The 24,695-nt window shown below is 45.4% G+C and carries 24 protein-coding genes; 13 read left to right on the forward strand and 11 right to left on the reverse strand.

The genetic code is table 11. The features are described from left to right. The first annotated feature begins 39 nt into the window (after positions 1-39). The 3 genes from G451_RS0122650 to G451_RS0122660 all read left to right on the forward strand — a co-directional run bounded on the left by G451_RS0122650 (position 40) and on the right by G451_RS0122660 (position 1,687). Positions 40-468, forward strand: coding sequence for a Crp/Fnr family transcriptional regulator (locus G451_RS0122650; protein ID WP_169727928.1), 429 nt, complete (start codon positions 40-42; stop codon positions 466-468). Between the two features lie 200 nt (positions 469-668). Then, a complete protein-coding gene (locus tag G451_RS0122655) occupies positions 669-1,124 on the forward strand; it encodes a Fur family transcriptional regulator (RefSeq protein ID WP_027186036.1) in 456 nt (151 codons plus the stop codon). A gap of 164 nt (positions 1,125-1,288) precedes the next feature. Then, entirely contained in the window at positions 1,289-1,687 is a 399-nt protein-coding gene (locus tag G451_RS0122660; RefSeq protein ID WP_027186037.1) for a response regulator, read from the forward strand. Here the strand turns inward: G451_RS0122660 and G451_RS0122665 are convergent. From G451_RS0122665 to G451_RS0122690, 6 genes are all read right to left on the reverse strand, one after another. Continuing rightward, positions 1,677-2,492, reverse strand: a complete 816-nt coding sequence (locus G451_RS0122665; RefSeq protein ID WP_051261806.1) for a tRNA1(Val) (adenine(37)-N6)-methyltransferase — start codon at positions 2,490-2,492, stop codon at positions 1,677-1,679. The genes G451_RS0122660 and G451_RS0122665 overlap by 11 nt on opposite strands. 6 nt (positions 2,493-2,498) lie before the next feature. Further along, entirely contained in the window at positions 2,499-4,037 is a 1,539-nt protein-coding gene (gene murJ / locus G451_RS0122670) for a murein biosynthesis integral membrane protein MurJ (RefSeq protein WP_027186039.1), read from the reverse strand. A gap of 138 nt (positions 4,038-4,175) precedes the next feature. Next, positions 4,176-5,522, reverse strand: a complete 1,347-nt coding sequence (locus G451_RS0122675; protein ID WP_027186040.1) for a dihydrolipoyl dehydrogenase family protein — start codon at positions 5,520-5,522, stop codon at positions 4,176-4,178. Between the two features lie 33 nt (positions 5,523-5,555). After that, positions 5,556-5,768, reverse strand: coding sequence for a hypothetical protein (locus G451_RS0122680; protein WP_027186041.1), 213 nt, complete (start codon positions 5,766-5,768; stop codon positions 5,556-5,558). Next, positions 5,741-6,127 carry a phage holin family protein gene (locus G451_RS0122685; protein ID WP_027186042.1) on the reverse strand — a complete coding sequence of 129 codons (387 nt, stop codon included), beginning with the start codon at positions 6,125-6,127 and terminating at the stop codon, positions 5,741-5,743. The genes G451_RS0122680 and G451_RS0122685 overlap by 28 nt, the downstream gene beginning before the upstream one ends. Before the next feature lie 9 nt (positions 6,128-6,136). Next, the gene (locus tag G451_RS0122690) at positions 6,137-6,433 is read right to left on the reverse strand and encodes an ElaB/YgaM/YqjD family protein (RefSeq protein ID WP_027186043.1); all 297 of its coding nucleotides are present in this window, start codon (positions 6,431-6,433) and stop codon (positions 6,137-6,139) included. Between the two features lie 197 nt (positions 6,434-6,630). Here G451_RS0122690 and G451_RS0122695 point away from each other — a divergent pair, with 197 nt between their 5' ends. Beyond that, positions 6,631-7,287, forward strand: a complete 657-nt coding sequence (locus tag G451_RS0122695) for a LexA family transcriptional regulator (RefSeq protein WP_027186044.1) — start codon at positions 6,631-6,633, stop codon at positions 7,285-7,287. Between the two features lie 651 nt (positions 7,288-7,938). Here G451_RS0122695 and G451_RS31190 read toward each other — a convergent pair. Further along, positions 7,939-8,169, reverse strand: a complete 231-nt coding sequence (locus G451_RS31190) for a hypothetical protein (RefSeq protein WP_034643655.1) — start codon at positions 8,167-8,169, stop codon at positions 7,939-7,941. Between the two features lie 410 nt (positions 8,170-8,579). Between G451_RS31190 and G451_RS31195 the strand changes: the two genes are divergently transcribed. Further along, entirely contained in the window at positions 8,580-11,645 is a 3,066-nt protein-coding gene (locus G451_RS31195; protein WP_051261807.1) for a hybrid sensor histidine kinase/response regulator, read from the forward strand. A gap of 46 nt (positions 11,646-11,691) precedes the next feature. Beyond that, positions 11,692-12,765: an HD domain-containing phosphohydrolase gene (locus tag G451_RS31200; RefSeq protein ID WP_051261808.1), complete on the forward strand. Its 1,074-nt coding sequence runs from the start codon at positions 11,692-11,694 to the stop codon at positions 12,763-12,765. A gap of 19 nt (positions 12,766-12,784) precedes the next feature. Here G451_RS31200 and G451_RS0122720 read toward each other — a convergent pair whose 3' ends face one another. Beyond that, complete coding sequence (locus G451_RS0122720; protein WP_027186046.1) at positions 12,785-13,243, reverse strand: hypothetical protein; 459 nt, start codon at positions 13,241-13,243, stop codon at positions 12,785-12,787. 342 nt (positions 13,244-13,585) lie between these two features. Between G451_RS0122720 and G451_RS31205 the strand changes: the two genes are divergently transcribed. The 4 genes from G451_RS31205 (at position 13,586) to G451_RS0122740 (ending at position 18,042) form a co-directional block, all read left to right on the forward strand. After that, complete coding sequence (locus G451_RS31205; protein ID WP_169727929.1) at positions 13,586-14,503, forward strand: polysaccharide deacetylase family protein; 918 nt, start codon at positions 13,586-13,588, stop codon at positions 14,501-14,503. After that, entirely contained in the window at positions 14,487-15,662 is a 1,176-nt protein-coding gene (locus G451_RS0122730; protein WP_027186047.1) for a glycosyltransferase, read from the forward strand. The genes G451_RS31205 and G451_RS0122730 overlap by 17 nt, the downstream gene beginning before the upstream one ends. Before the next feature lie 132 nt (positions 15,663-15,794). Continuing rightward, complete coding sequence (locus tag G451_RS0122735; protein WP_027186048.1) at positions 15,795-17,231, forward strand: outer membrane homotrimeric porin; 1,437 nt, start codon at positions 15,795-15,797, stop codon at positions 17,229-17,231. 130 nt (positions 17,232-17,361) lie between these two features. Then, entirely contained in the window at positions 17,362-18,042 is a 681-nt protein-coding gene (locus tag G451_RS0122740) for a Crp/Fnr family transcriptional regulator (RefSeq protein WP_027186049.1), read from the forward strand. Positions 18,043-18,681: 639 nt separating this feature from the next. On the opposite strand, the gene G451_RS0122755 is transcribed toward G451_RS0122740, so the two are convergent. Together G451_RS0122755 and G451_RS0122760 are read right to left on the reverse strand one after the other, a co-directional pair. Then, a complete protein-coding gene (locus G451_RS0122755) occupies positions 18,682-20,325 on the reverse strand; it encodes an AMP-binding protein (protein WP_027186050.1) in 1,644 nt (547 codons plus the stop codon). A gap of 132 nt (positions 20,326-20,457) precedes the next feature. Beyond that, the gene (locus tag G451_RS0122760) at positions 20,458-21,018 is read right to left on the reverse strand and encodes a helix-turn-helix domain-containing protein (RefSeq protein ID WP_027186051.1); all 561 of its coding nucleotides are present in this window, start codon (positions 21,016-21,018) and stop codon (positions 20,458-20,460) included. A gap of 1,045 nt (positions 21,019-22,063) precedes the next feature. On the opposite strand from G451_RS0122760, the gene G451_RS0122770 reads away from it, so the two are divergent. From G451_RS0122770 to trxC, 3 genes are all read left to right on the forward strand, one after another. Then, positions 22,064-22,456, forward strand: a complete 393-nt coding sequence (locus G451_RS0122770) for an FxsA family protein (RefSeq protein ID WP_027186052.1) — start codon at positions 22,064-22,066, stop codon at positions 22,454-22,456. A 164-nt stretch (positions 22,457-22,620) separates the two neighbouring features. Further along, the gene (locus tag G451_RS0122775) at positions 22,621-23,268 is read left to right on the forward strand and encodes a hypothetical protein (RefSeq protein ID WP_027186053.1); all 648 of its coding nucleotides are present in this window, start codon (positions 22,621-22,623) and stop codon (positions 23,266-23,268) included. Positions 23,269-23,290: 22 nt separating this feature from the next. Next, positions 23,291-23,725, forward strand: a complete 435-nt coding sequence (gene trxC, locus G451_RS0122780) for a thioredoxin TrxC (protein ID WP_027186054.1) — start codon at positions 23,291-23,293, stop codon at positions 23,723-23,725. A gap of 225 nt (positions 23,726-23,950) precedes the next feature. Here trxC and G451_RS0122785 read toward each other — a convergent pair whose 3' ends face one another. Further along, positions 23,951-24,628: a flagellar brake protein gene (locus G451_RS0122785; protein ID WP_027186055.1), complete on the reverse strand. Its 678-nt coding sequence runs from the start codon at positions 24,626-24,628 to the stop codon at positions 23,951-23,953. Between the last annotated feature and the right edge of the window lie 67 nt (positions 24,629-24,695).

Consider the following 24,695-nt stretch of genomic DNA (forward strand, 5'->3'; position numbering starts at 1 on the left):
GATGTCTTGCGAGACCTCACGTTTTTTACGGGAGTTTCCTTGGATGCTCTCAAGGTTCTTGCATATTTCAGTATCAAGGAAACCTTCAATAAAGGTGATATCCTGATTCATCAAGGAGAAGTCCTCGATCAATTTTGTTTTGTCCATGAAGGTGATATTGCCGTCATGCGAGACTTTAATGGTGAGTCATTGGTTGTACATCACCTTCGCAACAATGACTTCTATGGTGGCATGTCTCTGGTGAGTAATGCAAAATCATTATTTACTTTGGAAGTAGTCTCTACAGCGACATGTCTTGTTATTGGACGTGAAAAATTTCAAAAAACAGTACAACGATTTCCAGATATACTTCCCAATATACTTGAAGCTGTTGTAGACCATGTCTATAAATGGGAAGAGAAGGTGTTACGTGAAATGCCACGCGATTATATCGAGTCTGGAATGAATATTGGACTGACTCTTTACTGATGCCATAATTGCAACCATGAGAATTTTACGTGATTGTTCTACGTGGACAGCATGGTAAAGAACACGTAATCAGTGTCAAGCTTTGCATTGTTCTTGGCTCGACTTGTATTGTATGCTATTGATTGTTCTTCTTGAGCTGTTACACCAAAGACAAAAAGAAGAAATGGTTGCCTACCATGAAAAACTCCTCCAATAAATGCATGAACGAATCTATTGATCCCTATGTCAAGTTTGCCGAATTCATCGCAGATAAGCGATTGAAAATGACTCCGCAGCGAAAACATATTCTTGATGTTTTTTTAAAACATGAAGGGCATATCGCTTCGGAAGAACTCTACAGGCATGTCAAGAAGAACTACAAAACAATCGGCCAAGCCACCGTCTATCGTACATTGAAATTACTCAGTGAATCGGGCTTGGCAAATGAGGTTGATTTTGGTGATGGTGTCACTCGCTACGAGTACAATATCGAAAAAGATCATCATGACCATCTCATTTGTGAACGTTGCGGAAAGAATGTTGAAGTCTTAGATGAACGTATCGAAAAACTTCAGGAAGAAGTCGCCTTCAAGCATGGCTTTTTGCTTACCGGACACAAAATGTACCTCTACGGGGTATGTGCAGAGTGTAGTCAGGCGGGAAAAAAACAGGCATAATATTGCCGTCGTGCACAGACCTGTTTTAATCCTAAAAGGATGTGCGGCGTCTGACGTGTGAAAGGTGAAACAAAGATTTTTGTAAATCCAGCACGTTTTGGGGAAGCGGACTTCTGTTGCTGGATAAACCCTCTGCTTTCAAGAACGGATTGCAGGGAGAGCCTATGCGGGCACTGATCGTTGAAGATGACTTTACCTGCCGGAAATTACTGCAGGGAATTCTGGAAGGGGTTGGTGAAAGCGATATTGCTGTCAATGGGGTCGAAGCCGTTGATGCGTTTTCTTTCGCGCATAAAGAGGGAAAACCTTACGACGTTATCTTTCTCGACATTATGATGCCAGAGATGGATGGCCACGAAGCTTTGCGTTGCATTCGGCAGAATGAGAAAGAGCTGGGTGTGCGCGGAACAGATGAGGTCAAAATCATCATGGTCACAGCTTTGGATGATCCCAAAAATGTGATGAATGCCTACTATCAAGGCGGCGCCACATCATATATGGCAAAACCCATTGACCGAGAATTGCTTTTGCACCTTCTTCGCCAGCTTGAACTTATCGCGTAGACTTTTCTGTGTGATGATCATGTGACGGTTGGCGCGCATTGCATGCGAGAAAAGGGCAGAACTCTAGTGCTTGTGACGAAATTTGAGAGCACGTAATGCCTTTTTCATAAAGAATAAGCGGAGGCTCAATTCGCAGCCCTGGGCGAGCATTTTTTATAGCTTCGACAAGAACAAGTCGCGATTCGGCATGGTCATGACCATGTACACAGCATAAGCGTTTGGGTGTCAGCCTAACTGTATTCATTTCAATAAAAAGTTCTTGAAGCCGCTCGGCTAACATCACAATCGAAACGGCTCCTTTATTCTTTACAAGAAATGCGGCTGCCGCGATAAAATCGCGGAGTTGGGCTGTGTGTTCAAAACGAGCTGCAGCTCGTGCTGCATTTGCTGAAGAACGTCCTTGGTTGGATTTTCGATATGGCGGATTCGCAATGACACGATCGATTGTTTCTGCTTTGATTGTTCGTTTGGATGCAATATCGCGGACATCGGCGGCGAGAGCGAAAAAGTTCTTGGAGAGACCAAGGTGATCGGCATTGGCTTGAGCTGCCAATGTCATTTTCAGATCACAGTCAATACCAATAACCTGCGCCTTCGATTTTGCATGGTGCAATAAAAGACCAAGACCGGCGGCTCCACATCCTGTTCCGAGATCGACGAGAGTTTCCGATGATTTTATAGAGCTGAAGCAAGCTAGAAGAAGAGCATCAATTCCAAAACGAAATCGTCCTTCGGGTTGATGGAGTCCGCGAGGAAACGCCTCTCGAGCTGTTTTGTTTGACTCTGGTATATCTGGAAAGAGCATTGATTTTTACCGCGTTTTTCGACGCTTTATTTTTTTTGTAACAAATTCAATGAAGTAGTTGGCTTCTTCCATTCTGAAAAACTTTGCACCCAACATATAAAGTGCTGCCCAGAACGGTATCAACCCAATGCGAAGCGGGGCGTATGTCACAAGCATGGCTGTGGCAACACCAATAGCCAGGCTGAGCAGCGTGGAAATCGCCACGGAACGTCCAATTGCCAGCCAAGGTCCGAGTTTTGGTTTGAGTAGCACAACAAGCAATATGACGTTGACCCATGATGCGATCGACGTAGCTAGGGCCAGTCCTGTGTGTTCCAGTGGTCCCATCAGCAAAAGTCCAAAACCAATATTGACGACAAGGCATATGGCTCCGATGAGAACCGGTGTTTTGGTGTCAGTCAGCGCAAAATAGGCCGAGTACAATGATCGAACACAGGCAAACGCGGGCAGACCGACGCCATAGGCCACAAGAGCCTGAGCTGTGGCTGTAACATCTGCCGCACCAAAAGCCCCTCTACCGAAAAGTACCTCGACAACGGGATGACATAAGCCAATAAGTCCTGCAGCCGCCGGTAAACAAATAAAGAGTGTAAAACGAAGAGAAAAATTGAGTGTATGGGCAAAGCCTTTCAGGTCATTGTCTGCTGCAAGTCGGGACAAGTTCGGCAATGCGACTGTTCCTACTGCGGCACCAAAAACGCCGAGAGGGAACTGAACAAGCCGATCGGCGTAGTATAAATATGTAATGCTGCCTGTCTGAAGATATGAAGCGAGAAGGGTGCCAAAGACAATATTGAGTTGATAAATGGCTGCGCTGAAAATTGTTGGCGTCATAAGGCGGGCCATTTGTGCAACACCTTTATTTTTTAATGACCACGGGCCACGCCACTGAAACCCATAACGAGCCAGATAAGGTTGTTGCATAAGCCATTGTCCGAGGCCGCCGACAAGAACAGACCATGCCAATGCTGTTGGAATATCAATATGAAATAATGCGCCGACCAGCGCGCCGACAATGATAGCCAGATTGAGTATCGCCGGTGAGAGGGCAGGTGCCATGAAGTGCCCCATGGAGTTCAGGATGCCCATACACAGAGCCACCCCGGAAATGAGAATAATATAGGGAAAAACAATCCGAACCAATGTCGCCGTTTGTTCGACGGCACCAGCTTCTTCGGCAAAGCCGGGAGCAATGAGAAGAGTCAGGGGCTTGGCAAAAAGAATGGCCAATCCTGTAATGGCAAGTAAAATAAGAATAAGCCAAACCAAAGCGGAACGAGACATGGCAAACGCTTCATTGTCGCCTTGTTCCTTGCGGATGGTTGTGAATATCGGCACAAAAGCCATGGTCATAGACCCTTCGGCGAAAAGGCGTCGCAAAAGATTGGGCAAGCGGAATGCGACATAGAATGCATCGGCCGACAGGCCAGCCCCTAAGACATAGGCGACGGCCATATCTCGAAGAAAACCGAGGATACGTGTAACAAGTGTCGCTCCACCAACGACCGAGGCGTTTTTTGCAATTTCCCTATTGTGCCTGGACATAGCTTCACCTCCAGATGAAGGATAAGCCGATAGATGAAGTCGCCAGGAATGACAAGGGGATTACCGGCATGGACTACGGAAGGGTGCAATATCTGCCGGTTATTGGCGCCTCGGTATCAAAAGCGTGCTGTTTCTGTGTTATCGCAACATATATCGAATGGTGTAGCCAAACGAAGGATAGGCGAAGACCATATTCATAAGGTCATCTGTGGTCAGCTTATGTCGCATCGCCATCGCAAGAAGATTGATAACTTCTTCGGCTCCATCGCCGAGTATGTGGGCTCCATAAATATGGTTTGTGTTCGAATCTACAAGGAGCTTGTATCCGACAAAACGACGGCCAAGGCGTTCGTATTCAGACCAGGAATCAGCGCGGCCCGTGATAACACGTAACGGGAGCCCTTTGGCTCGCGCTTCATCTTCGTTGAGCCCGACGCGTGCAAGTGGAGGATCGGTGAAAACAGCACTCGGTACAGGGGGATAACGCATAAGAGACGTATTCCCGGAGAGAATATTTTCCACAACAGTCTGCGCTTCAATCACCGCGACCGGAGTGAGTGCCGGTCGTTTTGCCAAAACATCTCCAGCAGCGTACACGGCTGGATTCGTCGTACTTTGCAGATAGGCGTTCACAGAGACCCCGCCATCCTTCATTTCGATCTCACCCTTATCCAGAGCAAGGTGTTCAATATCGGGAACACGGCCAGCAGCATTCACGATACAATCGACGACAATGCGAGTTCCGGCGCGGTCATTTGCGACAATCTCAAGCCCATCGTCTACACGTTGGACGGTCGAAATAGGCGCATTTTCATAGATGGAAATACCTTCATTACGTGATGATTGAACAAGGAGACGGACCATATCGATATCGAATTGTCGCAAAGAGCGTTCACGTGGTTGAAAAATAGCGACTTGAGACCCAGCAGTGGCGGCAACATGCGCAAATTCAAAGGCGATAAATCCGGAGCCGACAAATGCAATGCGTTTGGGCAATGTGTCGAGTTCAAGAAATTCATCGCTTGAAATGACACGTTCTGCACCAGAAAATGTCAGGTGACGGGGGCGCGCACCTGTGCAAATGGCAATATGTCTGGCAGAAAGTGTTTTTTCTCCAACTGCAATCTCGTTTGGTCCAGCAAAAGAAGCTGCTCCCTCATAGGTCGCTATTCCCGATCCTTCCAGTGAGTCTTGAACGAGTTCGGAAATGGGCTCTGTAAAGCTTCGCTTGAACTTCATAAGCGCTGGCCAATCCAGTGTTGGCGCGCCGAGTACGCCATTCCCCGACATGTGTCTGACTCGGGCAACGGCAGCCGCTGATTCGACAAGTACTTTTTTCGGTTCACATCCTGTATTAGGACAGACGCCTCCAAACGGACCAGCGTCAATTACAGCAACGTTTTTTTTATGACTGTGTAATTGCCGCGCAACAACGCCACCGGCCGGACCGGAGCCGATAACAATGACATCATAATCGTAAGGCATGCGAGCCTCTCTTCCTGGTTCTTGTGTGCAAGTTCATGAAGTCCTGCGGCGCAAACGACGATATAGCCCGATAAGAGATTCTATCCAAGCCATAGCCGCCATCCCCTGAGAGACGTCGTGAGAAACACTGTTGACGTTTTTACGCATACGATATGCTTCCATGCGCATCGTCATGCGCAACAGGTCACTTTGCGCAATAAGTTCCTTTTTGCGCTCTGCTAATGTGGGGGCGCGTCCTGCAGACATTGTCGATCCTTGGCCAATTCAGCCGCTGTAGCAGCAAAAGGCGGTTTTCTGTTTTTCAATTTGTACTTCATAACAATGAGAATCAAGGTAGCAGAGAAAGCGTAAAGAGCTGTTGCCACAATTAAAGCGATGGGGCGTAAGGAGGCATCAAGAAGAAAGACCACCGTGAAAGTGACCAAAACCAACGTCATGAGAGTCAGAACTACGGCAAGACAACCCCAAATAAACATAGAGAGAAGGAAGGTCGTTTCTTCTCGTAGCTCTATAGAAACAAGCTCAAGTCGGTTTTTGGCAAGATCGAGGGCCAACCCAAGGAAGCGGTTACTGGCATCAATCAGACCTGAAAAGCGATTTGTCATGCATGCCGCCTATTTTCTTCCGAAAAGCCAACCTAAAATAAGGCCTATGAGAAAGCTGGCTCCCACGGCATGGTAAGGTTTTTCATGCAAAAGGCGATCGGCCATATCCGTTTGCTCTTTAACCGTATCGGTCACCGAGGAATATTTGATTTTCGCATCGTTGATGCTTTGTTCAAGGCGAGAGCGGGCTTCACGAGTTTTATCATCCAAGTCATCCGATGTAGCCTTTAATAAATTTTGGGCATCGGCCACAAGTCGCTTGAAATCTTCGTTTAACTGTTCTTTTGCTTGCATTGTGCGCTCCATGGAAAGCTCCTTCAAGGTTGATGACAGATAGAAACTCTACCTTTTGTTATCATTTATCCTGAAAAAGAGGTTTGTTGCAAGAAATGATGCCAGTAAAAGATTCATAAATACTCGATCCGGCGAATAAACGAAATAATGTTGACATTGTTGAGTCTGGTTGTTTATTGAATTCAACAACGACGACAAACAGGAGGAGTATGACACATCTCGACTTCGATACATTTTATGCCCGCGTATGCCAGGCGACGGGGATTGATTCCCAATCCGAACTTGCCGATAAACTTCGGGTCCATAGGTCAGCGATAACGCAGGCCAAAAAGAAGAAATCTGTACCGGAAAAATGGATCCTTCGCCTCTCAAGAATGTATGCCATTGATGCGGATTGGCTTATGACGGGCCGCAAACTCGGCGGTCGACAAAGTTGTATTGAGAATGCCCCGGAATTCCACAGAATTCCGAAAGTAGCCGCGAGATTGAGTGCAGGTGGTGGTTCCCTTGAAGTAGAGGATAATATCGAGTTTTACCAAGCATTTCGATTGGATTGGCTTCGACGAAAGGGGAATCCTGAAATGATGGCTTTGCTTGATGTCGTCGGAAATAGCATGGAGCCTGAAATTAAGGAAGGTGACACGGTTTTAGTGGATGAATCGCAAAATCAGATTATTCAATATGCTGTTTTTGCTGTGGGTGTTGAAGACTCAATCATGGTGAAGCGTCTTGAACAACAGCCCGGAAAGATTCGTTTGCTTTCCGACAACCGCGATTATTCCCCCATTGAAGTACGAGGAGATGAATTACATTCGTTTCGCATTATCGGGCGGGTTGTCTGGGTTGGTCGAGAACTCTGCTCGTAAAGTTACTTCCAAGAAGTTTGATTAAAGTTCCTTGCCTCTTCGCAGGATATGCAAGGAACATTCGTAGCATCGATTCAATATCGGTAAACACGCGAAAATGGAGCGATCGTGTGTCGTATCGCATGGTTGCTGCTATGAGCACGACGTAAGGATGTTGCCCTCAAATAAACAGGGCAATTTTTTTAGGGCACATAGTTTATATAAATAGACAAAATGTTTGGAAAAGACAACAGGAGTGATGATATGCAACCTCGTTTTTGCCGTTGCGGCGCAGCCGTTTATGTCCGCTATTTGCATCTTCGTGGTCGTCGCTCTTGGCGACCAATCTTTTGGTCAACAAATGGAATTTTTGGGACAAGCCTCATGTGTTGCCCACATTGTAGAGCATCGTTGCATATCGATGAATTGCGTTGATTTTCTGTGAGTTGTACGGAATTGATGTGAAGAAGTGAATGCTTCTAGAAACAACTGTATGGATATGAGGAAGATGTTGATATTGCGAAAGAAAGAAGTTTCTGCAGAAAATCAAAAGTCATTGTTACATATCAAATCATACTCGGCATGGTCCTTCGCGACAGCCAGAAGTAAAGCAAAGTCAGGTTTTGAGGCTGTTTTGTGACTGTCGCGAAAGCCCACGATCAAAAACGCCAACTACAGTGATCCGCTCGTCTGGATCAAATTGCCATTGGCGTTGTACACCGGTGATGCTGCACGTTGGACAAGTTTTCCTGCCTTGCTCGGGTCGGAGAGGACTTCACGCTCGAGGTGCTGTTTTTGAATGTTTTTCATTTGTTCTGCTTGGGATGCTTCTTCGCTTGGACGTGTGTTTACTGGTTTTGGGTTATAGACCAAGCCTGATGCTACGCCTGAAATAGTCGACATAGTACTTACCCCCTGTGGATATTTTCCCGGTATGCTGGCCAATAACAATCTTTTCCGCCCCTTCCCCAAGTGGAGAGAAGATCGTTTGGTGTTTTCCATGAGCTATCGGGAAGTTTTTGCCTCATTTCCTTCTTACTGAGAAACAAGCAATCTTCATACCAATCTTTTTCTGATAGAAAAGGAGAGCTGGGTTTGCTTTGCAGTCTTTACGTTGAGGAGATTTCTTTCTGCGACCTTCATCCGTATGAATACGTTCGATACGAAGAAAGGTATTTTATTGAAATTGTCATCTTATCGTGATTACATATCCAAATGCAAATTCATATAAAGAATGATTCCAAAGAATGGGTAACGTCTCATCATCGTAATAATGTGAACTCAACGACTGAACGAGGAATTCTGTAACCTCCATGTTTTTATCGTCTTTCTTTTTCAATCACTCTTCGAGTACATTTTTTCGCAGTGTGAATGCGAAAATTAGTCTTATTCTCATTACAGTTATCACTGTCATTTTTTTCATTTTTGGACTCTATGACTATCAAACATCCAGAACACAAATGATGGATGAACTCAATGATTTTGCAGATTTTACTGTACAGGAATTAAGTCGTCTGTTGTCAAACCCAGTTTGGAATGTTGATAACAAAGAAGCTGAACGTATAATTGAAACATCTATGCGTGATAAACGCATTTATTCAATTGTCGTCATTGAAGAAGATGGCACGTCTATTTTTGCAGGTGGCGTAAGAAACAAATATTGGTCGATATCACATCATGTTGTGCCAAGGTATACAGGAAACTTTATAGAACGATCTGCGAATTTCATTGTCGAAAAATCAGGGTATAACGTTGGATCTGTTAAACTTTTTGTGACAACGGAATTTCTTACCGAAGAGTTACGCCATGAGATTCTTATGGTTGTATTGCGTATGCTCTTTCTTGAATTAGTTCTCGTTGTCAGTCTCAGTGTTTTTCTTCGTTTTCTGCTGACGAAACCGCTCTCCAGTCTGGTTGATATGGCGCAAAAAGTGACAGCAACAGAAGATTATTCATTGCGTGTGCCCCAATATTCCAAAGACCAAATCGGAGTATTGATTGAAAGTTTTAATAGCATGCTTTCTGTTGTTGAAGAGCGTGACCGGTTGTTAAAAGTCAATCGGAATCTATTAGAAGAGCAAGTCCAGGAACGGACCGCTGAATTAATTAAAAAAAATAAACTCTTGGCTAAAGCATCACAGGACGCCACGACAGCCAATCGCGCCAAAGGTGAATTTCTTGCCAATATGAGCCATGAAATACGAACACCCATGAATGCGGTCATTGGAATGAGCGAAATTGCGCTCTCGTCTGAATCGGATCCTAAACAACGAGAACGACTCCGTATAATTCGCACGTCGGCTCGATCACTGCTTGGCCTTATCAATGACATACTCGATTTTTCGAAAATTGAGGCCGGTAAGCTTGAATTGGAAACCATTACGTTTCGTTTACGTGATTGTTTGGACGAAGTTGCCGATATTTTCCGAGAAAAAATGGCGTATAGCGGTGTTGAGCTTATTCTTCATATTGATACAGATGTTCCCGCGGAGCTTCGTGGAGATCCACTTCGGCTCAAACAAGTTCTTATTAACCTCACCGGTAACGCCTATAAATTCACCCGACAGGGTGAAATCAATATTTCAGTATCCGTACTTAAACATGTTGCGGACAACATCGAACTCAATTTTAAAATTCAAGATACGGGAATTGGCATTAGTGCCGAGCAAGCCGAACTGCTATTCGAGCCCTTTTCTCAAGAAGATGGCTCCATAACGCGACGTTATGGAGGAACTGGTCTGGGTTTGGCTATTTGCAAAACCCTTGTTGAGCTCATGGGAGGAACAATTTCCGCGACTGGTCAAAAAGGAAAAGGTAGCATCTTTCAGTTTTCAGCCAAATTGGAAGTAGAGCGGATGAACTCTAACATTTCAGCCAATTACAGTTCCATTGCTGGCCTTCATACGTTGGTAGTCGATGACAGCGAATATGCTCGTTTTGTTATGGCCAAACTTTTGGAATGTTTTGAAATGACCGTTGAGACCGTTGATTCCGCTGAAGCCGCTCTCAAACGTCTTCAGGACGCTGATTTGCCAACATTTCAACTTATCTTTACGGATTGGAAGTTACCAGGGAAAGACGGTATCGAATTTGTGGAAGAGATACGCCGCAATGAGGACACGGCATCGATACCTGTGATTCTTATGACAGCATTTGGTCGGGAACGAGAGCTAAGTCGTGCACAAGAAGTTGGTACTGATGGTTTTCTTGCAAAACCGATCAAACAATCCGTGCTATTTGATTCTATTATGGCTGTGTTCGGCCACAACCCATGCTTACCGAGTGCTTTTGATGAACAAAGGGGAGCAACCTCCAAAATTCAAGGAGCACGTGTGCTTCTTGTTGAAGACAATGAAGTGAATCAAACGGTAGCCAAGGCTATACTTGAAGAATTTGGTCTGTATGTCGATGTTGTTCACAATGGATCTTTGGCTTTGGAAGCTATTCAAATCGCATCGTTCGATGCTGTGCTTATGGACATACAAATGCCAGTAATGAATGGCTTGGAGGCCACACAGCGTATTCGAGAAGATAAGCGTTTTGCTGAGCTCCCCATTATCGCTATGACAGCCCATGCCAGAATAGAAGACCGTGAAGAATGTCTGAATGCCGGTATGAATGACTATGTGAAGAAACCCATTGATCAAAATGTATTGTATGAAAAATTGAATCACTGGATACGAGTGGATCATACCGAATATAGTCCAAATACTGAGACGATGACACAGCCTTCAACAAATTCTTTTTCCAATGAATTTAAAGTTCCCATGGATCTCGACGGCTTCAATGTCACTCAAGGGCTCACACGATTGGGTGGGCGTCATGCGGTTTATGCTCAAGTACTTTTTGACTTTGTAGAGCTTTTTTCTAAAAGCGATATTGATCTTTCCCGTGCTTTGGATCGGGGAGATATCAAAACAGTTCGGGAAATCGCTCACCGTGTCCTGGGTGCAGCCGGAAATGTGGCGGCTGTCCAATTGCAAGATGTTGCTCGTGACTTGGAGCGCATGGTGGACAAAGATGATTTGGAACGCTCACGGGAGTTGGCAGAACGTTTTAAGCGTGAGTTGAAGGTCGTGTGTGTAAGTGTTCATCGCCTTCACATGCTGAAAACAGACAGCAATGCTTTACAGAGTGTAGCGATTGAGCAACAATATAGTGCAATGGATCTCCACACTATGCATTCATGGCTTGACGAGCTTATGGAACGACTGTCGGATTATGATCCAGTTGGAGCCATGCGTTGCCTTGAAGAATATACAGGACTGCGCGGAGAATCTTTTGATCGTTTACGCCAGAAAATCGACGACTACGAATTCGATGCCGCACAGGAAGAAGTCATCGCCTTACGGGATGTGTTGGTCCAAGCAGCACATTGAATGAAGGCACCAAATCATATCCGTACCGTGTCAAGAGAGAGGGGACATGCACGACCAACCGAATGTGCTTTTGGTTGATGACACCAAAACAAATATTTCTTTGTTAGTAGAAGCGTTGAAAGACGACTACAAACTAGGTGTGGCGACAAGTGGTCATACGGCATTGAAATATTTGCAAAACCGAACGCCAGACCTCATATTGCTTGACATCATGATGCCGGGGATGGATGGCTTTGAGGTATGCAAACAAATCAAAACCGAGGAACGACTTGAAGATGTCCCCGTTATTTTTATTACGGCAATGGACAATGCCGTAGATAAAACAAAGGGATTCGCTCTTGGTGGGGTTGACTATATCACGAAGCCTTTTGATATCACTGAAGTCAAGGCTCGTGTACGAACGCATGTGAGCCTTCGTCGAGCGCGCATCACACTCAAAGCACAAAATGATATTCTCGAAGAACGCGTACGCCAACGGACGCAAGAACTTCATGACACACAGATTGAAGTTTTGCATCGACTGAGTATGGCTGCTGAGTATCGAGATACAGATACGGGACATCATGTGAAACGTATCAGTGGAACGTGCGCTCTCCTTGGGGAAGCATGCGGATTACCGTTGGAGGAGTGCGATACGTTATATCATGCCAGTTCTATGCATGATATCGGTAAGATAGGTATTCCAGACAACATTCTCCTCAAACCGGGGCGATTAACGGGGGATGAGTGGAACATCATGAAGCAACACACAACCATCGGTGCCCGCATGCTTACTGGAGGCCAGTCAGAGCTATTGAAGATGGCTGAAATCATTGCAATATCGCATCATGAGCGGTTTGATGGGAAAGGATATCCTCATGGTCTGCAAGGGGGCTCCATTCCTTTAGTTGGTCGAATTACATGCTTATGTGACGTCTTTGACGCGCTGTGTTCCAAACGGCCGTATAAAGAGGCTTGGCCAATTGAGCGTGCGGTTGAAGAAATCATTCACGGAGCCGGAACAATGTTTGACCCTGATTTAGTCCGTGAGTTTCAAGTCTTGTTACCACGTCTTCTCGAAGTGAGAGCACGCTACGCCGATTCCGAAGGGTACGAAGATAACCTTGCAATGTTTGCGTGAAGTTTATCGTTTGGTGCCTTTATTGAAGGTTAAGATGATCAATATTCCGACGCAATATCCTCATTTCGTTAATGATCTGATACCCTAAGAACTGAATTCCCTTGTTGTCTGCAGTATCGACAAGGCGAGACGTGATATCGATCATGTTTTCGAGTTTTCCGGCTTCTTTGGTGCGAACGCCTTCTATTCGATTCTTGACATATGTTTTGTCACCTTCACTCTTCATATTCTCAAATATCTCAAGCAATGTGGCAAAAAGGTAAGATTTCTCCGCAAAAAGCGATGTGGTCGCAGTAAAGTGAGACAGGATATTTTTATCTGATGGATCGTCGCTGTCAAAATAGAGTTGTGCCGCTTTATCAAGATAGCGGACAAAATTTGAATATGACGTATCAAAATGCTGAGCCTGACACCATCCCTCGGAAGCGAGGATGAAGATCAAACTAACGATGGCAATACACGAGACGCTGTGCTTCATGACATTCTCCAAACCTTGGTTGGGGCACTAAGCCCACAAGCCTTGAGTGCGGTTCTTTGTACAAGGCCGGTTTTGGCTTTAACAATTTTTTCCTCATCGTCAATCAAGAAAACAGCATGAAGCTGTCACCCGGTGATCAAAAGTGCAACTCCTGATTTTTTAATTTAGAGGACCAGCTTTACCGCAGACGATGTCTTTGTTAATTCTCGACGTCTTTGGACGGAATTTTTAACCTTTGCTCGTCTCAATATCATGAACTCCGCAAGTATTTTTCGATTCTTCTTCGTTTTCCTCTTTGTGTGTCCTTTTATATGGGGAAGTTCCTTTGCCGAGGCGAAGGGAATGCTAACGCTTACATTCGATGATGGGCTCAAAAGCGTTATTCAGCACGGATTTCCTCTTCTACAAAAACATCATGTTCCCGCCGTTGTCGGAGTGATTTCCCGACGAGTGGAGAGCGGTGATCCTGATTTTTTAAATATCGATGACCTCAAGGTGTTGGCCCAAGCCGGATTTGAAATCGCTTCTCACGGAACCAACCATATCCGCCCTATCGAAGCTCCATTGACATATACAGCAGAACCCCTCAATGCGGTACGCGATTCTCAAAATACAATGCTGTGGCGTGCGTCGTATTTCTATCCGATTCTCACAGACATTGTGCAAGATAATCATGTACTTTCCCGAGTCCAGGCATTTTCCAATCTCAAAGCGCAAGCTGGATCCTATTTCTTTGATGTTTCTATTGGGCGAATTGTGATCCATCCGTATCCAGGAGAGAGGAAATTCCGTGCGATGTCGTATGAACGCGAAATGGCTCAATCCAAGATGCACCTTGAAAAATATGGATTTCATATTTCATCATATATTGTTCCATATAATTACTGGACGAGAAAGACACGAGATTTAAGTCTTTCCATGTATAGTAACGTTGCTGTTGGAGGAAATCGTGCAAACTACAAACACGATGCCGATCGACATGCTTTGAAACGATTTGTCGTTCATAGTGACCATTCTTTGCAGAAACTCAGTGGTATCATTGAGAAGGATGCAATTCAGAATGACGGATGGGTTATTTTTTGCCTCCACGGTGTTGGAGATTCAGTGGGGTGGGAACCTATCAGTTCTCAAACACTGGATGCGCTCTTGACCTGGGTTCATCAACATCAAGTTGACGTTGTTACGTTGCAAGAAGGATCAGAGAGACTTTTCGGCAAACATTTAAACGTGGTGGCAATCCAGCATGAGTCAGAATCGTAAAGCCGTTATTGCGGGATATGCTGCCGCATTCCCCATGGGGGGACAGGCCTGGATGATTTTGCATTATCTCCTCGGTCTCTCGCGGCTCGGATTTGATGTGCTTTTTCTTGAAGACTCGTCCAATTGGGCTTATCCATTCAATCCTTTCACCAAAACATACGGTGTTGACTCCAGTGTGGGGCGGCAGATTATGAACGACCTCTTTGCACGATGCGGCTTTGATGGAACGTTCGTCTATCGAAGTCGTTTTGAAGACACCTCTTATGGCGCGACGTTACGTGAATTAAAGAGTTTTATGGATGAAGCAGAACTGCTTATAAACGTTTCAGGACTGTTGCCGCTTGAGGAAGAGTATGCCGGTCCAAAAACGAAAGTCATTATCGATACCGATCCGGTTTTTACACAAATTTCAATTCGTGACTTTCCCAAAATGCGGAAATATTACGAAGCACACGACGTTCACTTTACCTACGGCTATAATTTAGCCGATCCCTTTTTCCCCACACCTGTGCCCATGGGATCTTTTGATTGGAAACCTTTGTTACCTCCTGTGGCGCTTGATCTTTGGCCGATGCAAACAGGATCTGGGGATGGTTTGACTACGATCGGTTCCTGGGACAGCAAGGGGCGTGATGTTGAATTGAATGGAGAAGTCTATTCCTGGCGCAAGTCACTTCGATTTGAAAAAATTATTGATCTCCCTGCATCGTACCCCAATGAGCGCTTTGATTTGACGTTTTCTGGAATAACAAACGATAGTGATCGATTTGCTCAACATGGGTGGTGCGTTCGTGACGCCAACCGTATTTCCAGAGATCCCTTTGCCTACAGGCGGTACATTCAGGAGTCTAAGGCTGAATTTACAATGGCCAAGGAACAAAATGTTCGTTTAAAAAGCGGATGGTTTTCTGATCGTTCGGCAACATATCTGGCCAGTGGGAGGCCGATCATTGTCGAAGATACAGGTTTCTTTCGATATATACCGAAAGGGCAGGGCGTATTCGGGTTTAACAATACTGACGAAATGCACACAGCGCTTGCCAGCGTGATTGACGATCCCCATGGATTAAAGCTGGCGTCGAGACGTCTTGCAGAACAACTATTCGATGCTGAACATGTTTTGAGTCAGGTTGTGCAGGCATCAGGGATCACCCTATAGCTCCACATCATAGTATCAGAATCTTAACGATCTTGGCGCACGATGCCTTCTGGATGACGATATCATGATGAGAAAGGCGGTGTTTTGTGCGGTCCGGCTGGCTGCGTAACCAAATGGAAAGGTGGTAATTTTATGCAGGCGCTTCATCGTGGGATTGCTTTGGCAATCCTTTTTCTCTGTGTCGGGACAACTGCGCTGGCAACAGAGATTCGTATGGTCGGTGACTTTCGTATTGCTCCGGTTTTGTGGTCCAATAAAAATTTTACAGGCTGGAATGATGCAGGCACAAGGACATACGATGCTTTGAATATCTGGCAACGTTCCCGTTTACGTATGGATTTTATTGCGAACGAGCACTTGAAATTTCGGTTTGGATTGCGCCTTCCAAACAATACCGATTGGGGAAATGGGACTTTTACCGCGGATAATTCGACGACCGCCGTACAAGTATATCAAGCCTATCTTCATTTCACCTGGCCGGATACAGACATAGCCTTTACGGTTGGTATGCAACCGTTCAGTTTACCAATCTCCTCCGTATTCTACCAAAACCCGGTAATCAACACGGACAATCAAAGCAGTTCCATTGCTTCTCTTGTGGTAGAAGCACCGATCGTTGATGATCTTGTCAATGTACGATTCGGTTTTGGGCGTCCCTTTGATTCCAATGGGATGTTTGATTCAACGACAACAGAAGTTGATGATGAATTTGATTTCTATTTTTTGACGATACCCATTACACCGACAGGTGCTAAAATTACTCCATGGGCCATGGCCGGCGTGTATGGCAAAGCAGTTGCTCCCAGCTCACAGTACCAAAAAGGATTACTGACTGCGGGTTCTTATTTGACACCTTCTGGCTATCAGGAAAATCAAAATTTCTTTTTTTGGGCTGGTGCGGCATTCGAAATATCTGTTCTTGATCCTATCCGGTTTTATGGGGATGTTATGTATGGGCAGGGCGCGTTTGCCGATGCAGAGCGTAACCGTCGGCAAGGGTGGTTTGCTGATACGGCCGTCGAATATACCGGATTGGAATGGGTAACTCCTCAGCTTGCTGCATGGTGGGGAACCGGGGAAGACGACAGCATTACCAATGGGAGTGAACGACTTCCCGCAACCAGTACGAAGTGGGGGCCTGGGGGAACGATTTTTTATGATAATACACAGCCTCTTACCGACAACAATCTGGGATCCAATCCCATTGGAAGCTGGGGGTTGGCTTTCTCCTTCAAAGACATTTCTTTTGTGCCGAAATTGAAGCATACCCTGACATTAGCTATGGCCAATGGGACGAACTCCGATAAAGGGATTCGTCAGGCCGTGGCCGTGAGTGGCGGAAATGGTGAATACGTTGCTTTGGGGAAAGATTTAACAACTTCGGAATGGCTCTACGGAATCAATGCGATTAACACATACGCCATGAATGACAATCTCACGTGGGTTTTGGAATTGGGATGGGCAAAGCTGACCGGAGCCAAGGCCAGTGTGTGGAATTCAACCCGTAATTTTACCGGAAATATCAACGATCCTTGGTATGTCGGCTTAGGTTTGATCTACAAGTTTTAGAATGAAAAACATAACTATTTAAAATACAATAAAAAGTCGAAAGTGTAACTTTCGGCTTTTTTTTTGCAAAAAACACTTGGAGGCTTGGATTCGTTGAAAAAGTCTTTACCGAAACAAAGAGAGATTCTATATGAATACTCAGCACGGACATTCGAAACGTCATTGCGGACAGGTGTTGCCATTATTTCGTCGTTTACAAGATGCAGTTTTGCATGTTGTTCCTGGTATTTCAGAAATACGTCCACGAGTTGATACCAACACGACATCTCCTGCTGTGTATGATAGCGTGCCGGGTGTGGATGATGTGACGGACAATCAAGCACATGACCGATTTGATTCTATGAAAGCGATAGAAAAAGAAAAATACAACGTCTCGACGATGCTGCGGAAAACACCGTGGGGAAAGGATTTCTCTGACGATGAAATTACTGTGCTCGTCGAATTTGCTGAAATCGTCCTATATGAAGACGGGGAATATATTTTTCACGATGGGGAAGATAACGATTATATGGCTCTTATCATCAAAGGCCAAGTCGAGATATTCAAAAAGAATATTTACCATCGGAAAAAGGTCATCACGACGCTGGAAAAAGGGATGTTTTTTGGGGAAATGTCGCTTATCGATCGAGAAAAACGTTCCGCATCGGCAAAAGCCAAGGCAGAAACCGCCTTGCTCGTCATCTCCCGTCAAGCATTTCAAGATGTCTGTAAAGCTAACCTGAAATTGGGCTTCAAGATATTACTCAATATATCCAAAATTTTGAGCCGCCGACTCCGTCAGACAACGGAACGGGTTCTGTATACTGCATAGTCCAAGACAAGCAGACATTCATATCCTGAAGCCGGAATATCTTTCCGCTTTTCTCGGCTCTATTCTTTTTTTTCATTCGGCCGATAAGACAAGCATAGGGCGCCGGCAAGGAAGCGCGCGGCGTCAGGAGGAGTGATGTAAATGAGACTCTTTTAGGCGTAAATTTTGCATCATGAATCGCAAGGAAGCGACCTCCAGCCAAGGAGACGGCCATGATTCGCCTGCGTAATTATTTGCAACATTGTCTTAACCCCATGCACATGTACTGTCGTTTGATGGATTTTGGTTTCGCCAGGCATCGGGCGCGACGCCTGAGTGCAATGTATGAAACCGTGATCTACAAACACATTCTCTCAAATGCATGAAGGAAACGGCCTTAGGCCTTGATCGGAACCGGACAGGTTTCGCATTCTAGGAGTCGACAATGATTTTTTCACGTCTTTTCAAGTGGATGACATATCAAATCGGGTTGAGAAAACGAGTTTTGCGAATATATCCGGAAGAACAGGTTGGGCTGTATTTTTCGAAAAGTACTCCTGTACTTGTCCGGGTTTCTCCTGCCCAAATGCCCATCTCTCGTAAGCATCGCGTCTCATTGTAGAATGAGACGCGATACCAAGACTGAAAGCATTGGGGCCGTTAGTTGTTCCCTTCGTCACGGGCTCGAATTTCAGCACGTTTGATTTTGCCACTTATAGTCTTTGGCAACTCGGAAACATAGTCAATAAAACGCGGATATTTGTACGGTGCTGTCACCTGTTTGACATGGTCCTGCAGTTGTTTTGTCAATTCATCGTTCGCTTCGAATCCAGGCGCTAAGACCACAGTCGCCTTGACTGCTTGGCCACGGATCGGATCGGGAACACCGGTGACAGCGGCTTCTACAATGGCCGGGTGAGTGATGAGCGCGCTCTCCACTTCAAACGGTCCAATTCTGTAGCCGGAACTTTTAATAAGATCGTCGACCCTGCCCAAGAACCAATAATATCCATCCTCGTCCATCCAGGCTTTATCACCGGTACGGTAATAATTTTCGTCTAAAACCAGTGCGGTACGTTCTGGTTCTTCAAGGTAACCGTTAAATAAACCTGCGGGATATCCCTTTTTGAGGCTGACTGAAATTTCTCCCTCTTCCCCTGGAGGGCAAACATTTCCGTCGGCATCCAGCAAGACAATATCCCATCCCGGTGTCGGGCGTCCGATAGAACCGGGCTTGGGTGTCATGAACGGATACGTGGCCAGAAGAAGTGTAGTTTCCGTTTGTCCATATCCCTCATAGATAGGCAACCCGGTTGATTCTTTCCATGAAATAAACACCGAGTCGTTGAGCAATTCCCCTGCCGTCGTGCAATGTCGCAATTTGGACAGATCGTACGCGCTCAGGTCTTCTCGAATGAGAAAACGGTATACCGTGGGCGGGGCACAAAAAGTGGTGACGCCATGACGGCTAATAACGTCGAGGAGGGCGGAAGGTTCGAATTTTCCTCGAAAATCCCAGACAAATACAGTGGCGCCAGCCATCCATTGCCCAAAATATTTTCCCCAAACAGCTTTTCCCCATCCAGTGTCGGCCAATGTCAGGTGAACGTCTCCTGGTTCCAAGTCATGCCAGTAGACGCCCGTAATGTAATGGGCCAAAGAGTAGGAATGGAGTTGCTCGACCATTTTAGGCTGTCCGGTCGTGCCTGATGAAAAGAAAATGAGTAATGGATCTTCGCCACCAGGACGTTCCCCCGTAGGGACATAGATATCATTTTTCCCTGCGCAGAAAGCGTCAAAATCATGCCACCCAGGATGTGGCTCAGTTTCTCCTGCTGAAACAAGTACTTTAAGGCTTGGACATGCCTTTTGAGCTGCATCAACGCGGTCGGCCACACTATCTTCACAGAGAATGGCTTTTATCTTGGCGAAATTGACGCGATATTCGATGTCTTTTTGTGTCAGAAGAGCCGGAGACGGAACTGCAAGTGCTCCAATTTTGGACAAGGCAAGCATGCTAACCCAAAATTCGACGCGTCGCAGCAGGATCAGCATGACCTTGTCGCCTTTCCCAATGCCAGCTTCCGTCAGAGCATTTGCAAGGCGGCTGGACTGGGTCGCAAGATCGGCAAAAGTATAGTCACGACGAGTGCCGGCATCGTCAATGTGGATCATGGCGAGCCGTGTTGGGTCTTGTCTGGCGTTTTCGTCAATGACGTCATACGCGAAATTGTAGTTTTCTGGAACCTCCAGCCTGAACTTGGCCAAAAACTCCTCATAACTCCCAAACGATTGTTTTTTCATTGGCGGCATCCTTAGCAGAGAGCATTCGCAGTAAAAAATGGCTTACGTCAAATCAGCCTCAGTGCGAGCATCCAAGTCGGCAGGTCGGTGTGTGACCGATGCGGTGCAAACAGATTGAGGAAAGACGTTATGTTAATTGATGACGTCGAGGAATTGAGCAGGAGCATTGTCAAGCCCACGTAACGCATGGGGAGTGCGTGACGAGAAATAGAGACTATCCCCTGGAATAAGTTCAAGAATTTTGGAACCAAGCCGAATTTCAAGTCGGCCTTCAAGAACGTAGATAAATTCCTGTCCAGGGTGGCTCGTAAAAGAGAGTTGGTCTTCTGAGCGTGGTGGAACGGTGACCTGAAATGGTTCCATTCGTTTGCCGGAAAAACGGTAAGCCAAACTTTTGTAATCATAGGACTTACGACGATCAACACTGAGTCCTTGTCCTGCTTTGACCAGACTGTATTCATGGAGGTGGGCCTCTCCTCCGGATAAAAGCACAGTAAGATCAACTTGGCATAATGAGGCGACAGCAAAAAGATAGCTGACCGGGATCTCTACTTCGCCTGTTTCATATTGAGCAGCGTCCACGGCGGATATGCCGATTTTTTCCGCCAACTCTTCAACCGTCAACCCCACGGCTTCACGAAGGCCCCGAAGACGTGGTGCAATCTCTTTTTGGGGCTTTTCCAGACTGGTCATCCATTCCTCCGCTTGCAATGCGCGGTATATCCGCGGCTGTTGGATCGTCCCTCTCGATATCAATCCATGGCAAACATTGATATCGAGTCCTTGGAAAGTTGGATTTCTTTATCTGAATATCCTTATGACGTCCAGAGAGCAGTACAACCTTGTGGGAGATGGTCGAAGTTCAATTGGAGTTCCACCGTTGTTGTCAATTGTCCAGAATAATAAAAAATAATCATTTGAATCGTATCTATAATTATGCAGCGTATCGCTTTTCTTCTTTTTGTAAAAAAGTAATTCTAGAGAGTAAGCAAAGTACACGGTACGTCACATACGACAAAAGTGCATGAAGAGATGGTGTATGCAGTTGAATATTCGAGTAATTGGTGTGCAGACACACACAACAAACGAAAGTTTCTACGCAGAAAGAAAACAATTCCGCGATAAGAAAGACAAGATTGATTTCCACACAAGAGGACGGATGAGGAGATTGTCGTTTATTGTATTTACAATTATCTGAATAAAGCAGTATATTTTGTGAGTATTGTTGGTCGTCACTATTTTCTCTGAAAAATATCGATAATATTAGCATGTTAGCGTGAATATACTTTGTGTATCAAGAGTGTTGGATAATTTTTTTACAATCAAGTTTGAATGACTTCAAATTTGTCGAGTTGTTGTGTTCTTACACGTACTTCCATATACATGACTTTAAAAATATATTTCGTCAGTATGAGTAAGAGAAAAGACCAATTCTTTGGTACATCGTTTTCAAATATATCATTGAAAGCTCTCGGCGAAAGGCTTGATAATTTGGTATTGAAAAAAAAATTACGATTTTTCCTCAAGCGGAGAGAGTAAAAACAAGAGAAAACGAAAGCGTTTGCTTGGGTGACAAACTGCCCCGTTGAGTACGTTCTGCATAATTGTTATTTGGGGCTTTTGAAGAGAAAAAATCGTAAAAAAAATATCGACCGATGCACGCGTGAATGATAGGCCCAATATCTCGCATTGGTTGTGGGCAAGGAGTGTAACGCGCGTAACCTCGTGAGATGATGCTATGTTATGGAAACTCTTTTTGGCGTTTACGTTGATACCCGTTGTGGAAATCTATCTGCTTGTCAAAGTCGGTTCTTTCATTGGACCGGCCTGGACGGTTCTTCTCGTTCTTGCCAGTGGTTTTACGGGAGCATGGCTGGCCCGAATGGAAGGGTTACGTACTCTGCAAAAGGTTCGTAGCTGTACAGACAGAGGGGTCATGCCAGCGGAAGAAATCCTTGATGCCGTGATTATTTTTGTTGCCGGCGTGGTTCTGCTGACGCCGGGTTTTTTGACCGATATTATCGGATTGCTCTTGCTCATTCCCTCTACACGGGGCATGTTCAAACGCTGGTTGCGTCGCAAATTGGAGAGTCTGGTCGCATCCAACCAAGTGCGCGTGGTTCGATATTGAATACAGCCTGAAAACCCCTGTCAACTGCTTGCAGCAATAAAAGACTTGTCCTATTTTTAAAACACTTCCCCAGCGAAATTGCATCTTTTGCCGTAAGACGATGCGAATGGGGAGCTTCCCTCGACATGGCCCGGTATTGCCGGGAGAGATAAAGGAGATATGGAATGGAGCTTGAAATTGTTATGACCGGACCCTGCGTCGAACTTGCTGTCGGCGTTATTCCGCGCAATTTTCTTCTCAAGCTCATTGATTTGTGCAAATCCCGGGAAGTCGACATGGTCAAACACTGTGTCTCCAGGTTGCTTTACAATCAAGATGCCCGGGCAGCCGAAGTCGGTGAGTTATTGTCTTTTCCCTGGACGACATGGCAGGAAAATACTTCCGTCGCCTCGTATACGAGTCCCTTGGCATCTTCATACATAGCGAAAGCCGGGGTGGATGGAGCGGACAAAGCCGTTGTCGACAAGAAGCAAATTGTGTCGGATTCCGATGCGTTTGATCTTGATTTTGTTGAGATGAATGAACACGACCTCATTCTTGTTGCCGGAGCCAGGAAAAAAGGGAACATTGTCTACCAACTGAGCGATGCAACTGGTCCTTTTGATCCAAAGAAATTGACAGTTTATGTCGATGAACTGGAATATTTCGATAATGAACGCCTCATTTCCTCCATCAGCTATGATGGAGACATGCTTGAACGAACTCAGGCCAATATTGAGCTTGTTGAGTACATTGATCCCCAGCTTGTCAGCAGCAAAGGGTCCGTGTTTTACTTGCAGGATGTCATTACTCGGTATTTGAACCTGTCCTAATAGACAGAGCACGGGAGGCGAGATGAGCAGCAAAGTCGTTGTCTGTCCTCATTGCAATGTCAAAAATAAAGTTGATGCCGACAGATTGAAACAGGCCGTGTGCGGAAAATGCGGAAGCCTCCTGTTTTCTCGGAAGCCTATTCCCGTGGATGCTGCACACTTTGAACGTTTTTTGACGAGTTCTGAGGTGCCTTTTCTCGTTGATTTCTGGGCTCCGTGGTGTGGACCGTGTCGTATGATGGCACCTGCCTTTGAAGAAGCGGCTTCGATTTTAGAGCCGGACGTCCTGCTTGTAAAAGTCGATACACAGGCCGAATCTGCGTTGGGAGCTCGATTTCAAATACAAAGTATCCCGACAATGGCCCTGTTTCGGCAAGGGCGTGAAGTGAGCCGTATTTCCGGTGCGATGAACGCCCAGCAAATTGTTGACTGGACCCGTCGAGCCCTTTCTGGATAGCCCGATCATTAAAAAAGCGTGCTGTGTGAGGCCATACCGACAACGCATGGTAGATTCAAAAAACAGCTTTTTTCAATTGATGCCGCGACGTGCACTCGTCGCGGCTTTTCTTTATGAAAAGCATGAAGTTTTAGTAAAAACTACTGTATGATGGAGGCAGGACTTTGAGGTCGTTTGGTTTGGATTGGTTATTTTGAGATGAAGGAGTGAGAAAGAGAAAAAAACTCAGGAGTACCCAAGATATTGTCGGATGGTTTCAACGTATTTTTCGAGATGTTGCTTCAATTCTTGTTTTAAACTGATGAACTCAATGCCCAATGACGGAATTTCTCCGTGTTTGATACTTTTCACTTTTGAATCCACATGTAATGTGTCGGACTTGTCAAAAAAGAAGAATTCACTTTGAAACGTCGAGCCTTCTTTGACGAGATCGACCATTTTTGCATCTTCTTTTGCAAAACTCATCAGACAACCACTTGTCGAAATATTCGTAATCATTCCTTCATAGCGGAGTTCATCAAGGTGGGCTATTACCGGAAGAAAACAGTCAACTCGTTGACTTTTCCGTAAGTTTACGACTTCGATTTTATCGGGATAGCTGACAAACAATAATGGAACAGGTCGCATGATGGAGCCATCAATTGATGCTTTGAAACTGTAAATGACACCCTCGGACAAAAAACGAACCATAACATTTTTATCAGGGTAAATGTGTTCCCGCACGTCTATCGCCATTGGCATGCGCGTAATGAAACTTTTGTTCGGAACAAGGCCAACAAAATACGTTTTGAAACGTCCACCTAGCCCCTTGAGTTCAACCAAAACAGGGGTTCCAGGAGTAATGCCGAAATAAACACTTTGTTCTTTTTCTTCATCAACGGTGTAGGCTTTTTGTAAAGGCATTGTGCATTTCACTGTTGGAGTTCAAGGGGGGAATCTCTGACAGTACAATTTTCTTCTTTAACTTCAG

The sequence above is a fragment of the Desulfovibrio inopinatus DSM 10711 genome, assembly GCF_000429305.1.
Lineage (GTDB): Bacteria > Desulfobacterota > Desulfovibrionia > Desulfovibrionales > Desulfovibrionaceae > Alteridesulfovibrio > Alteridesulfovibrio inopinatus.